The sequence below is a fragment of the Microbulbifer variabilis genome, assembly GCF_056232115.1.
In genome coordinates, this window is record NZ_CP174325.1 from 145,440 (window position 1) to 160,286 (window position 14,847).

Sequence of the window (14,847 nt, forward strand, 5' to 3'; positions counted from 1 at the left end):
GGCTCTTTGAACTCCGCGCCAAACAGCAAGACCTAAGCAAAAATCAGGGAAAACAGCCTTTCTCACAGGCCTAATGCCCATGTATCGCCTTTAAAGTCGACAGGGTAATCAACCGCGAGGGCCAATATCTTATTAGTCGGTTAATAATTTTCTGACAAAAAACCCGAAAGGATCGCCTTTCGGGTTTTAGGGATTGGCAAGCGTATAACCTGCAAAATCATTCAACCTGGATATTAACCCTCCTAAATAGCCTGAGGGTTAATTATGAGAACCTTCGGCACTTTGCGTGCCTTCCATTCTTCAGCGCGGTATCCCCAATACTATCCAAGTTAATTAGTTTTGAAAACCCAATTTTCTTTGTTCATAAAAAATTTATCTGGGAACAACTTATCATTCGATATTTCTCCCATTACCGGCAGGATCTGTACGTAAGTCTATACTCCAGCAGGAAAGTCCTCCCGTAGTTATCACAGAAATAAAAACCGTAATTTCTGCCAACTCGGAATCCAGAGAGAACAATAGCGACATGTCCCTATCCAGCATGCTGATGCAGGCGCGCCCCTTGGTAGAGCGGGCACTGCGTGAGGTCAGTCCACCCTATACGCTTTTTTTTTCAATTAGTGATGCCAAGCATCGTGCTGAAGTACGACATTCTCATGCAAAAGATTTTCCAAGTGCTTGGCAGGAGCTCGCTCAAAATACCCGTAGGGCTGCACAACAGTCAAAAATGGAGCCCTGCTGGCTGCGAATAGATTGGGTGACCCGCAGGAGTACGATGACTCTGGCCGGTTTGCATGAACTTCTACAGGACACCAAGCGCTCCTACTTCCGCTACGGTCTCGCACTGGATGTCAATTGCAAAATTGCTTTCCTCGAACAGGAACTCAATGGAAACGCCATGCTCTATGGCGGCAACAAAATCGACCACGCATTCCTCAACGAAAAGAATTTCCTCTCCTACTATAAAAAACGTTTTCCTCAGCAGGGCGACCTGAATCTATCTGAAGAGCGCAGTGTCGTGCTTCTCTCTACTGAAGGGCTGTTCTGCGAAAAAGATCAGGAACCTGTGTACTTATACGAAGCGGGATTAAATGCCGGGCGACGGATTATCGACAAACTGGGCGACGAGCAGGTAACAAAGCTTATTAGAAGCGGCAGTCATTACCTGGCCGACCAGGTAAAACCCAATGGGCTTTTCCATTATGGATGGCATGCCTGCTTCGACAGGGAGATCAACACCTACAATAACCTGCGCCACGCGAGCAGTACTTATGCAATGATCGAGGCTTGGGAGGTCACCAAAGAGCCATCCCTGATAGCAGCCATTCAACGTTCACTCAAATTACTCACCGATAAATTAATTAAACCAATAGCGCTCAGTGACGGGCAGGTGGGTGCATTCCTGGTTGAGCCGAATAACGAAATCAAGCTTGGTGGCAATGCAGTAAGCCTACTGTCCCTCGTAAAATACTCAGAGGTGGTACAAACCCAAGAATATGCTGAGCTCATGGAACAACTCGCGGTGGGTATTGCATTTATGCAAAACCCCGAAAATGGCCAATTTTGTCATGTTCTTGAATATCCCAGTCTCAAAATAAAGGACCAGCATCGGGTTATCTACTACGACGGGGAAGCCGCGTTTGGTTTAATGCGCCTATATGACTGGAGCAAGGACGAGCGCTGGCTGGCTGTAGTGGAAAAAGCATTTGACTACTTTATCGTATCCGGCCATTGGAGAGCCCATGATCACTGGCTGAGCTACTGTGTCAATGAACTTACCATTTATAGGCCAAAAGAGAAGTACTACCAGTTTGGCATCCGTAACTTTACCAACTACCTGGATTTTGTCGAAAACCGGATTACGACCTTTCCAACCCTTCTTGAGTTAATGATGGCCGCCGAAAAAATGATTGTGCGGCTGGGGCAACAGAGTGAATTCCAGTACTTACTGGACCAGGTTGACCTGGAGCACTTTTACCGAGCGTTACATAAACGAGCGGCTTACTTACTCAACGGTCATTTCTGGCCTGAATTTGCCATGTTCTTCAAGAACCCAGAAAAAATCCTGGGTAGCTTCTTCATCCGACATCACGCTTTCAGGATAAGAATTGATGATGTTGAACACTATTTATCTGGATTCGTTGCATACCGCAAATTCCTTATCGCCCAAAATGCTTCTGAGCAGCCTATCAATCAACCGGCTGAAACAGTAGACAATGTCAATGAAGAAAAAACAACACAATTAGAAATAGAGAACCTACCAGTACTCGCCTGGGGCGGAGATGTAAATCTAGGCCGACGCCAACACTATCGCACTGCACAATTGGGAGTCGATGAGGTTCTCGGGAAAATTCCCGCACTTAAGAACGCTGATATCAGTGCAGTAAATCTGGAGTGCGTTGTCTCCACCCAAGGAGAACAGGGAATCTCCAAGGGTGAGAGTTCTTCCTACTACTATCGCGCAAGGCCGGAAATGTTGTCAGTGCTTATTGCTGCTGGAGTTGATATCGTAACCACTGCTAATAATCACAGTGGAGATTATGGTCCCGAGGCTCTTTTGGAACAGGAACACTGGCTGGACATCACCGGCATAGGCCATACAGGTTCCGGCGAAAACCTGGATGAAGCTCTACAGCCGGTATTTAGGCCTGCCGGCGCCCTTAATGTGGCCCTATTTTCGATAGATGCGACTCAGCCCCGTTTTGCCGCTGGGCCAACCTCTGCCGGTTGCGCATACTTGCCATTATCCTTGCCCGAGCTCTGGAGAGAGACTTTAGGCCCCCGGATTTCAGCCGCTCGCACACAAGCCCACGTAGTAATTGTGGCTGTACATTGGGGAGCAAATCGCGAAACCTATCCCAGTAAAGAACAAATTGATGTGGGCCATGCCATTATTGATGCCGGGGCAGACGCCATACTCGGAACCAGTGCTCATAATTTGCAGGGTATCGAGGTTTATCGCAACCGCCCTATTATCCACGACGCGGGAGACTTACTATTTGATGCCGTTCGTAACAGCCTCGCGGATAGCGGCATCTTTCGTCTGCAACTCAGTACACATGGAGTCGAGCAGATTACCTTTGTCCCGGTAGGAGTTGGCTTTGGTTTTAGTACGCAATTGTCGAGGGAAGAAGCGGTGAATCTTAGCCGACAGTTTTCCAACCAGTGCTTACCGCTTGGTACCAAACTGAGCTTATGCGAGGAAGGCACCGCAATCCTAAGACTCACGCCCCCCAGGCGCGATCATGTTAATCTTCCGAGCTTCCCAAAGACTCTCTACCAAATCACTGCGCTCCAGCAGCAACTATCTCTCAATCCGCGCTGGCAGGTAAAAGCTGTTCCCGTGGATGCACAAACCACTTCAATTAAAATAGGCCCGTTGGAATTGTTAGGAGTGCGTTTCTACCCAAGAGAGGTCAAATCCCGGCAGATACTGTGGGTGGAATCCTTCTGGAGAACAGACAATGAAATCCAGGAGGACTTTCGCCTGGATTGTCGTGCAGTTCCAGTAGTGAAAACCACAATGCCCTACTGGGGCAAATCCATGGACCATGATCCATGTGACTGGCAATTGCCTACAAGTCGCTGGAAGCCCGGTACTATCTACCGTGATCTATACGGCTTAAGGCCACCAGCCAGTAGAGACATCACTGATGTGGATCTTCAACTTCATATCGGTCTTGTTTCCAATAGCACTAAGATCAAACCAGTACCTATTGCTGGTATGATCACAAAAATAAATTTTTCCAGGAACGGGGAAAACCGCAAACGGAAAATCCCACAGTATCGATCAGAATTCCCATCCATAATCTACGATCACCCACCAGGACAGACTTGGAATGCGAAGCAAATTACTGCAATTACCGGTGGTACATGGCTCGTGCCCCCACCCGAGGGATGGTTTGTACGTAGTGTTATTTCCGGTAGTGCGTTTATCGAAGATTCCCTGGATCCAATCTTATTTGTTGCCCATACCAATCTCGATCGTATGTATCACGAGCAAAGCTCAAAAACGTCCGCAAAATTTTGGGATTTCCATCAAAAGTTACCTAGTTTTGCTCACCGTATTGCAGGAGCCATAGTCGCACGACCAGTCGAAGGATTACCAAAGGAGCTCCCGATTCTAAAAGTGGATGACCCGATCAAAGCTATTATTGAGCTGGGTCTCGCAGCAAGAGATCGATTTGACGGAGAGGTAATTGCACTTACAGGCACCGCCGGAAAATCCACCACGTTAAAAATGATTGGACAAATGCTGGGACCAAGGGACCAAGTATTGACCAGTCTGGGAAACTATAATTCCCGCGTAGGGGCACCTTCTATGCTGGCTAGCCTGAGTAAGGATCACGAGGCAGCGGTTATAGAAGTTGCACAAAGTGCACTGTGGATGAAACGGGGCCCTATCACTCATCGTATTAAACCCACCATATCACTGATCACTGAAATCGGTATTTCCCAAACGGATCGGAAAGTAAAAAATGTGGAGGACACTGCTAGGTGGAAGTCAAGGATATATGATGGTTTGGTGGGATCCGCAATCGCCATCGTCGGTGAACACCTTCAGTGTTTTGACTATGTACTAAACAAAGCCAAGAAACATGCACGAAGAGTAATTATTTTTGGCGAAAGCGCTAATGCCGAAATCCGGATAATAAATACTCGAGCGGACGAATTAGGTAGTTGGGTAAGATTACAATTACCAAGCAGGGAACTTGAATTGCGAGTGCCCATACCCAGCATTGGAATGTTACATAATGCCTTAGCCGCAATCAGTGTCGCTTATGCCCTTGGCAGAGATCTCGATGAAGCCGCTATGCGATTACAAGAGCTTCACCTTGATGAAAGTCATTTACAGCGATTAAGCTTGAATATACGGGGCCAGTCTATCACGTTAATTGATGACAGCTGGAACGCCACTGTAAGCTCTATGTTAAATGCCTTCTCTGTATTTTCGCAAAGTATGGTAAAACAAGGGGGTAGGAAGGTTGCCGTTCTGGGAAGAATCGTACACCTCGGTGAAAAATCCAAGGAAATACATGCCAGCCTGGCTAAGCCATTACTACAAAGTAAAGTAGATTGGGTTATTACCCACGGGGAAGACATGCTATATCTACGAGAATGTCTACCACCAGATATTTTGGGCCCGCACTTTTCCGACGCTCCTGCATTAGTGGATCATATTACAGGATTCTGTCAAAACTTTGACCTTATCCTGGTTAAGGGCTCAAGAAGAGACTCGGACTTCGGTAAAATTCCTGCCCTCTTACAAAAAACATCATTAAAAATATCAGATGAAGCCTCTATGGCGAAATAGGCACGAATTTATCCCTGATCCATCACCTGATCTTCAGAGAACATTACATCTCCTAGGGAAAGCATACTTGCACTACGCCGCTTTAATGTACTGGTTTCCAGTTTTACATTAAAGGCAATGCAAATTCTTAGTGAGTTATCTTCTACAGGGTTTACATAATGTAATAACCAATTAGGGAACAATACCATTCTCCCAGCTCTCGGCATTACCCTGACTCTACCGCCAAAATTGCTATTAGGTAGCTCAGTAGTTATACATAGCATTCTCGGATCAAGAAATTCTATAATGCCGCTACTTTTACTTTTCTCCTGAGATAACACAGAGCGCACATAATAAACACCCGACCATGTGCAAGATTCATGATTATGTATTTTTCGATAGCTATCTGCACGTGAAACATTTGCCCAGGCATGAGCGTACATATCCTGGGCAGCAGGGCTGTATTTCCCCCGAGTGACCTTCATTGTCATCTCCCGGGTAACTGAAACTATACGCTGCTTTACAATAGTTACTTCTTTGTATGGCCATTCGAGTAAGTCTTTTTTAGAGTCCCAACTTCCAATATTAGAACGTTTGGCAGCAGGAATAGATGATTCCTTACCGAGGATAATATCCGTTAACTGCTCATTAACCCTCTCCGAGTCAGGCCAATCTTTGACCAAAATTGGAGTTCCGAAAGCCGACTTGATCTTATACATGGCACTGCACCTCCAGTTTGGCTATGCCTGATAGTAATCTTTTCTCCCCCATTCAATTCTCAAGACCCTCGAATGATTTCAACTTTCCAATTGATTGTTACTTTCGGTCTCTCCTCATGTGGCTGAAACCTTTCAGGCCATACATTAGACCAGACCCAAGTAAAGTCCCTGGTTAAAGTAATCTTACTAACTCTTCCACTTCCAAATCCATATCCTAATTTGCTATCTATTGCTAAATTTGGATCTACCGGTAACCACCTACCATTGAAATAGACCTCTGCAGCATGGTGATTAGGTTGGGAAAACTCATCTCTACTGGCAAATAGAAATTCAGAGGTAACTCTAGCCGGATAACCCATTGACCTCGCCAAAGCCGTAAAAAGAGCAGCGTATTCTGTACAATCACCGGTCTTGTGAATCACTGCATAGTATGCACCTTTGGTTGACTGTACCCGATATTCAATTATATCTTGGGGCGCTTGAAATGCAGCCAATAAGCGTTCTTCATCACTTTTCGAACTGGACTGGATTTTCTGGGAAAGTAACTTAACTGGTGGGGACTCTGTCTCTATATATTTCTGTGGCCTGATATAGCGCCCTTTCGGGTAGGGGATTGTACCTTTTGGCAAATCTTTATAATTGTACTCTTTTAGCTCCATTTCAAAAATAACTGATCTCGTTACTGATGATTGCGCAGGTACATCAAATTTAAATTCAACATATCTTGTATCGCCCCTTTTATGCCTTTTATATTTCAGCACTTCTGGGTGCTTGTAGCGAACAGAGAGCAGCCTCTGCTGAACACCATCCTCCACCGGAACAGAAATACGATGAATATATCCCGAAATATCGCGATCCAATTTATTATTTACAGTTACAGATGCTGTAAGCGCTACAACCTTGGATTCATCGGCATAAGCACAAAGTGTGTACTGTATACAGAAAACAAAAATAAACTGTATTGTTAACTTCTTCATCAACATACCTGCTACCGCTCTCGCATTGCCTCCTTGGCACGACTTATTGGTTTCATCAGATAATCAAAAATCGTTTTTGACCCAGTCTTAATATCTACAGAAGCGATCATTCCTGGCACTATTGAGAACTTCTTACCCACACCATTCTCCAGCGAATCAGAAGTTGTTAAAATAAAAACCTTATAATAAAATTCATTTGGTGCCACCTCATCCTGTATAGTATCGGGTGATATCATCGTAACCTCGCCAGATAAGCCACCATAAATCGCATAGTCATAAGCGGTAATTTTTACTTTGGCAAGCTGTCCAGGATGAATAAACGCTATATCCCTTGGAGATATTTTTGCTTCAATAAGTAACTGGTCATCCAGAGGTACTATTTCCATCAGTTTTCCATTAGGTGGAATAACTCCTCCAATGGTTGTAATTTCAATAGCTTTTACGATACCTCGAACTGGAGATCGATGAGTAAGCCTGACTAACGTATCTGAGCGCCCCTCCAGTACAGAAGCCAAAACTTCCACTTCAGCACTTACTTTCGCAAGTTCCTCCCGAGCTCTCACCATATATTGGGAGTTAAGCTCACGAATTTTCGTTTCCAACTCCGCTTTTTGCCTTCGCAATTTAAGAACATCGACACTACTAGCAGCACCTGAATCTACTAGGCTGCTGGTCATGGCCAGTTCCCTCCTAACCAGCTCCAAAGACTCTTTTGATCCTCGCACTGACTCCAGCAACCCCTGCTTCCGAATATCAAATAATTTTCTTTCCTTAGCTTGCAATTCTTCATGCTCCACCAACTCCTCAGGAAAGCGTAGAGGCGTCTGGTTCACTTCAGCACTTAATCTAGCCACCTTCGCCAAGGCAGCTCGATACCTTGCTGAACTTTCATCCATATTAGAGCGGACTTTTGTCGGGTCTAGCTGGGCCAAAACTTGTCCTTTCTCTACAATATCCCCTTCAGAAACTTTTAGCTGTGCCAGTATGCCACCATCTAGGGATTGAATAATTTGTGCTCGTGAAGTCGGCACAACCTTCCCGCTGCCAGAAGATACCTCATCTACACGCGCCAAGTATGACCATATAAATAAGGCAATGATCAACAAAAAGAACACCCAAACCACGGTCCCCGATCGAATCAAGGAGGATTCATCTACATCATCACCGTATTGTTGCTCATGAATCTGGTGATCAATATCCAGCAACGCAACTCGCCGCTTATCAATAGCCAAAATTATTCCTACTGCAGTTAACTATTACCTATATCATTCATTTCTTACATAATTAGGAAATTTTCTCTCCTTCAGTTGATGTCTTTCTTTGCGACCGGGTTAATACTTCCAATGCCTTCTCTTTTGGCTCGTCAAGGACGACATAACCATTATTAAGAACAATAATTCGCTGAGCAAAGGTCAGGATATTGGTTCTATGTGTCGCGACAACAACAGTCCTTTCAGCGGCCCAGTCTTGTAAATTCCGAATGAATTTTCTCTCTGTTGACTCATCAAGTGCAGCTGTAGGCTCATCTAGCAAGAGAACATTGGGATGTCGCAACAGCATCCTTGATAAAAGTAGTGATTGCTTCTGCCCCCCGGATAAACCAAAACCACCTTCTTGTATTAAATAACCTACACCTTTGGGAAGTTTATTAACAAAGTTGCTCGCGCCGCTCATATTAAGCGCCCAGAGAATTTCCTCATCATTTGCATTGGGAGCTCCCAACGTAAGGTTTTCATGGATGGTCCCATGAAATAAAGTGGCTTCCTGCCTAAGAAGACCAATATCCCTACGGACATCCGCAGGATCAATATGCTTAATACTGACATTATCCAGTTGCAACTGTCCTCGTTGAGTTACAATTGCACCCGCCATTGCATGAAGAAATGTAGATTTCCCTGAACCATTTTTCCCAAGAATTGCAACTCGTTCTCCTGCATATATTTTTAAGTCGGGTATGATAAGAGCAGGGTCCTGCCCCTCCTCGCCATATTGAAAAACTGCATTTTTGAAGTGAAAATTCCCAGTTATCGATGTTTTCTTCACTCTTTTTTCTAATTGAGGATTATCCACCGGCAATTGCATTAGATTGTCAATTCCTTGCATTGCAAATTTTGCCTGCTGCCAACGGCTCAAAACTTTTGTGATATTTGCCATGGGAGCCATCATTCTTGAACCCAGGATTGATGCTGCAACCAATGCTCCTGTAGTCATAGTGCCGCTCATAACCATCGGTGCACCAAACAGTACAATGACCGCAAATACTGATGATTGAACATTATGAGTCCAGGCAAGTAGCATCCCCACAAGAGACCTCAGCTTTAGGCTCGCATCTGCGGTTATCGTGTTAAAGTGGTTCCACTGCCCCTGAAAATACTGCTCCGCCTGTAGTGATTTGATATCCTCTACCCCCTGAATCGTCTCTATCAATATGGCGTTACGTAGTGAGGATTCCTTTATCGACTCCTGTGAAAGCTTGGCTAATTTTGGCTGAAGTAATAGACCCGGAATAAGCAAAAGAAAAACAGCCAGTAGAGGTACCAAAGCTAAGACCCCTGCAATCCACCACATTACAATTAAAAACAACAGAAAAAATGGTAAATCAGCAATTGCCAAAATTGTAGTGGATGTGAATATTTCTCTCACTTTTTCTAATTCACGAATTTGTGAAATAAAAGTACCAGTAGATTTTGGACGGGCCTGCGCTTGAATTCTTACAGCATGCCCAAAAACCAAATCAGACATTCGGATGTCCGCACGCTTTCCAAGAAGATCTGTAATCTTCACTCTCATTGAACGCATTACAAAATCAAATATAATAGCAACCAAAACGCCACTAAATAGAACATAAAGAGTGGGAATAGATTCCGCTGGAATTACTCTGTCGTACACCTGTTTGGAAAAAATAATGCCCGATAAAGCCAGAGTGTTGGCGACCGTGGTAGCCAACATGATATGTCCATAGGGTTTTATATCCCTAAGTATTATTTTACGAAGCCAATGTTGATTATCTGTTTTAATATAATCATCTATCCTGGTATCTCTTGTTGTTTGCCTCGGCCTAAGGATTATCAGACTAACAATATCTTTGCTGATCTTCTCTAGAGGTAAAGTACTTTTAAGCCCCTGGTCACCACACAGCATAAATCCAACGTTCAAGTCACTGGAAATGGTTTCAATTACCGCTATCTGACCACCACGCAATTGAGCTACGAGTGGTAGGCGCCATGGGTTAATATCAGTATCTTTTAGGGTACAAAACTTTATCGTCAAACCAGCTTGACGTGCCATTCTTCTTAGTGTGTGGTCCACTGGAGAGTTCTGATCCCATTGTCCGGAAATTCGGATACTTTCGGGTGAACACTCCACTCGATAGTGGCGAGCCACATAGGTTACTGCTTCACACCATGGCTCAAAATCCATAGTGTCAGTCTTTATTCCTTCACTTTCATCGAGAGATCTTAAAACATTACTACTGTTTTCACTCAAGGAAGGACCTCCACACCCTGTATTTGCCGCCCATCAAGACTGAATGCACTACGTAATCCACCGCGACTATACAGACAATCAATCTTAAGGAGGTGAAGATCAAAAATAGTATTGTTCTTTTCTATGCGTGCCAGGTGTAATTCCTGCTCTGCATTGAGCAGGTCAAGTAAAGTACGGGTACCGAGTACTTCATATTGCTGTTTATACAAATCCCGAGTTTCAGCAATCGCACTTTCTCTGGAATTCAAAGCTTTGAGGCTTTGCATCAGCCCGGCAGCCTCTTCCTGGGATTCCTGATACTTTTGTATAGTCAATAACCGTATTGAATCTTTCGCTGCATCTGCCGATAAGAGTGCAAAACCAGCGCCTTCTTTGCCGGCCGAAATTTTACCTCCTTGATAAATCGGCATAGACACATTGAAGAAAACTGCACTTTCATTCGTGTCAAAAGCATTCGCATCAACGTAATCCTGATCAAGGTACTGGTTAATGTTGGCGTCTAATGAGAAGGTTGGCCATGCATTTGCTTTAGATTCATCCAGGCGCGCCATTGCTTCTGCCCTGTAAGATTCAGCAATAAGCACCTCAGGTACCGCAGATAGGTCAAAAGAATCCAAGTCACAAGCCTGAGTCACATCATCTGGTACTGACATGGAGACACTAAACTTTTCATCTAACCCCGTTAAATTCTGCAGTGTACTTCTCCACCTACGTAAAAGAGCTTGAACTTGTTGCCTGGACGCTTGCGCTGCGTCAATTCGCGACTGGGCCTGGAGAACATCAGATCTGGAGCTAGCACCTTTTTCTTTTCGAATCTTTACAAGATTTGCGATAGCAGACACTCCATCAACCTGCTCATCAGAGCTCTGCAATAGAGCCTGATATCGTTGTACCTCTATAGTTGCTTTAGCAGTTTGTCTAGCTACTTCTTCTATCGATTTTAAAATTTGAGCTTGAGATCGTCGCACGCCCGCTCTAGCCTGTCTTACATTGCTGGAAACTTTCCCAAAGTCAAACAGCATTTGGGTGACGTTTAACTGAATTGCATGTCCGTCACCTTCTCGCTTGTACTCGGTATCTTCACCAGCAACTATCCCAGCACTCAATTGTGGGAAGTAAGCGGATCTCGCTGCTTTAACTCCCTGTCTTTGCTGGTAGAGATAGCCGATCGATTCTGCAATTGATGGATGCCAACCAACCGCTCGGTGAACAGTATCAAATATACTGAGCTCACTTTGTGCTACCTCATCCTTATAAACTCGATAAGTAACATTTTCTGCTCTCTTATCTTGCCCTTCCCCGTGCCCGACAATTGTTTTTTCCGCTGATACAGAGTTGACAAATACTTCCTCTCCGACTACTTCGGATAGAAATAAAGAAGGGATAGAGAGTGCAAAAAATGACAGTTTTTTTAATACATCCATGTTTTCACACTTGTCATTGACAGTTTTGAGATCCCACAACCTGGAATTAAGAAGCCATATAAGCAAGACTTTTCCCAAGCCTCATAAAAGTTTAGCTCAAAAAAAACCGGGCCTTTTAGCCCGGTTTTTTTGCTTTACTTGAACTTCTCACCTCACATATCACTAAATCCATTTTGCTGCCATATATCTCCCATCGGATCTTCAATGACTGCGTAATTTTCAGGACTGGTTAGAGAACCAATATCTGTTACAGTCGTCTGATGCTCTGATTGTCCAGATACATCATAAGAAAGATTGAGCTCTATCAGCTGAATATCCCGATCACCAGAATCTAGTAACTCATCCAGTAAGGACTCTTCTACTGAGTCAAACCGCTGATAGTCATTGGCAAACTCTGCCAACCCGTCTGCAGTCATTACCTGTTGATAGTGGTTATCAACACCACTATCAACAAAGTCCAGCTCAAGCTCAGCCAGTTGCATCATATCCAACCCGGCAGAACCTTCCTGCTCGCTTCCATCACTGACGGACTCCTCAACCTTTGAAGCAGAAGCATATCCAACGGTATCGAGATACTCCTCAAACACACTGGGGATCGCAATAGCTTCCAGGGAAATGATTTCATCAATGTCAAAATCTATTTCCAAATCCGGGAATCCCGGCGGTAGCTCACCACCCTCATAGTCGTAATCGGCATCCGCATCACAATCGGCATCCGCATCGGCATCGGCATCGGCATCGGCATCGGCATCGGCATCGGCATCGGCATCGGCATCGGCATCCGCATCGGCATCGGCATCCGCATCGGCATCCGCATCGGCATCCGCATCGGCATCGGCATCCGCATCGGCATCCGCATCGGCATCCGCATCGGCATCCGCATCGGCATCCGCATCCGCATCCGCATCCGCATCCGCATCCGCATCGGCGTCAGCATCACAATCCGCATCGGCATCCGCATCGGCATCCGCATCTGCATCTGCGTCGGCATCCGCATCTGCATCTGCATCGGCATCTGCGTCGGCATCCGCGTCGGCATCCGCGTCGGCATCCGCGTCGGCATCGGCATCCGCATCCGCGTCGGCATCTGCATCCGCGTCTGCATCGGCATCGGCATCCGCGTCGGCATCTGCGTCGGCATCGGCATCCGCGTCGGCATCGGCATCCGCGTCGGCATCGGCATCCGCATCGGCATCCGCATCGGCATCCGCATCGGCATCCGCATCGGCGTCAGCATCCGCATCTGCATCGGCGTCAGCATCCGCATCGGCATCGGCATCCGCGTCGGCATCCGCGTCGGCATCGGCATCCGCGTCGGCATCCGCATCGGCATCCGCATCCGCATCGGCATCGGCATCGGCATCGGCATCGGCATCGGCATCGGCATCGGCATCGGCATCGGCGTCAGCATCCGCATCTGCATCGGCATCGGCATCTGCGTCGGCATCTGCATCTGCGTCGGCATCCGCATCCGCATCCGCGTCGGCATCGGCATCGGCATCGGCATCGGCATCGGCATCCGCGTCAGCATCCGCATCTGCATCGGCGTCGGCATCGGCATCGGCATCGGCATCGGCATCCGCATCTGCGTCGGCATCGGCATCGGCATCTGCGTCGGCATCGGCATCTGCGTCGGCATCCGCGTCGGCATCGGCATCGGCATCGGCATCGGCATCCGCGTCGGCATCCGCGTCGGCATCGGCATCCGCGTCTGCATCGGCATCGGCATCGGCATCGGCATCGGCATCGGCATCCGCGTCGGCATCTGCGTCGGCATCGGCATCTGCGTCGGCATCGGCATCCGCGTCGGCATCGGCATCGGCATCGGCATCCGCATCCGCATCCGCATCGGCATCGGCATCTGCATCGGCATCGGCATCGGCATCGGCATCGGCATCGGCATCGGCGTCAGCATCCGCATCTGCATCGGCATCGGCATCCGCGTCGGCATCTGCATCTGCGTCGGCATCCGCATCGGCATCCGCATCGGCATCGGCATCGGCATCGGCATCGGCATCGGCATCGGCATCGGCATCGGCATCGGCATCGGCATCGGCATCCGCATCTGCATCGGCATCGGCATCGGCATCGGCATCTGCGTCGGCATCCGCGTCGGCATCTGCGTCGGCATCCGCATCGGCATCCGCATCCGCGTCGGCATCGGCATCGGCATCGGCATCGGCATCGGCGTCAGCATCCGCATCTGCATCGGCATCCGCATCGGCATCCGCATCCGCATCCGCATCCGCATCCGCATCGGCATCGGCATCGGCATCGGCATCGGCATCGGCATCGGCATCGGCATCGGCATCGGCATCGGCATCGGCATCGGCATCGGCATCTGCGTCAGCATCGGCATCGGCATCGGCATCGGCATCGGCATCCGAATCTGCGTCCGCATCTGAATCCGGAGGCACAAAGCCGCCCCCACGGTTACTATCGTCATTTGATGCTACAGCGATGACAACAACACCGAGAGCAATCAAAGCAGGGACAAACCACGGAACGGCAGGGGGAGGAGGGGGAGGAGGCTCACCAGCTGGGCCGCCGGCAACGGTAAAAGCTGGTATCAACCCTCCCGAAGCCGCAAGGAATAAGGGCTCTGAACCCCCAGTTACAGTCAACTCACTATGATCTCCATCACTGTCTTCATGATAGAAACCAAATAAAGTGAAGATTTGACCCGTCTTTAAAACTATTACTAGGTCATTTCCTTCCTGAGATAACGAGGCTATCTCGTCTGGATCTACCGGCAATTCAACCAAGCCTGTCGCGGTTAACTTCAAGCTATCCAGTGGCTTCTCAGCAATCAAGCCCGTAGACTTGTCAAAGATTTTTACGATCATGCTCTCACCAACTTCAAACGGTGCAACTTCCTAAATACACTGTTCATGGCCTGAGCTAAAAGACGGAAAATTCCCCACCTTGAGCCCATCCGTGACTAGATT

General features: G+C 47.2%; 8 protein-coding genes. 1 reads left to right on the forward strand and 7 read right to left on the reverse strand.

Annotated elements, in window-relative coordinates; genetic code table 11:
* Nucleotides 1-390 precede the first annotated feature (390 nt).
* Nucleotides 391-528 carry a hypothetical protein gene (locus ACJJI7_RS00665; protein WP_157533297.1) on the reverse strand — a complete coding sequence of 46 codons (138 nt, stop codon included), beginning with the start codon at nucleotides 526-528 and terminating at the stop codon, nucleotides 391-393.
* On the opposite strand from ACJJI7_RS00665, the gene ACJJI7_RS00670 reads away from it, so the two are divergent.
* Entirely contained in the window at nucleotides 527-5,314 is a 4,788-nt protein-coding gene (locus ACJJI7_RS00670) for a CapA family protein (protein ID WP_444901149.1), read from the forward strand. The two genes, ACJJI7_RS00665 and ACJJI7_RS00670, sit on opposite strands and share 2 nt — an antisense overlap.
* A gap of 8 nt (nucleotides 5,315-5,322) precedes the next feature.
* On the opposite strand, the gene ACJJI7_RS00675 is transcribed toward ACJJI7_RS00670, so the two are convergent.
* The 6 genes from ACJJI7_RS00675 to ACJJI7_RS00700 all read right to left on the reverse strand — a co-directional run bounded on the left by ACJJI7_RS00675 (nucleotide 5,323) and on the right by ACJJI7_RS00700 (nucleotide 14,745).
* The gene (locus ACJJI7_RS00675; protein WP_020411378.1) at nucleotides 5,323-6,012 is read right to left on the reverse strand and encodes a TIGR02466 family protein; all 690 of its coding nucleotides are present in this window, start codon (nucleotides 6,010-6,012) and stop codon (nucleotides 5,323-5,325) included.
* Between the two features lie 59 nt (nucleotides 6,013-6,071).
* The gene (locus ACJJI7_RS00680) at nucleotides 6,072-6,989 is read right to left on the reverse strand and encodes a transglutaminase-like domain-containing protein (protein WP_444901148.1); all 918 of its coding nucleotides are present in this window, start codon (nucleotides 6,987-6,989) and stop codon (nucleotides 6,072-6,074) included.
* An 11-nt stretch (nucleotides 6,990-7,000) separates the two neighbouring features.
* Complete coding sequence (locus ACJJI7_RS00685; RefSeq protein WP_444901147.1) at nucleotides 7,001-8,221, reverse strand: beta-barrel domain-containing protein; 1,221 nt, start codon at nucleotides 8,219-8,221, stop codon at nucleotides 7,001-7,003.
* A 52-nt stretch (nucleotides 8,222-8,273) separates the two neighbouring features.
* Complete coding sequence (locus ACJJI7_RS00690; protein WP_444901146.1) at nucleotides 8,274-10,475, reverse strand: type I secretion system permease/ATPase; 2,202 nt, start codon at nucleotides 10,473-10,475, stop codon at nucleotides 8,274-8,276.
* Nucleotides 10,472-11,899 carry a TolC family outer membrane protein gene (locus tag ACJJI7_RS00695; RefSeq protein ID WP_444901145.1) on the reverse strand — a complete coding sequence of 476 codons (1,428 nt, stop codon included), beginning with the start codon at nucleotides 11,897-11,899 and terminating at the stop codon, nucleotides 10,472-10,474. The genes ACJJI7_RS00690 and ACJJI7_RS00695 overlap by 4 nt, the downstream gene beginning before the upstream one ends.
* Before the next feature lie 152 nt (nucleotides 11,900-12,051).
* Entirely contained in the window at nucleotides 12,052-14,745 is a 2,694-nt protein-coding gene (locus ACJJI7_RS00700; RefSeq protein WP_444901144.1) for a BapA/Bap/LapF family prefix-like domain-containing protein, read from the reverse strand.
* Between the last annotated feature and the right edge of the window lie 102 nt (nucleotides 14,746-14,847).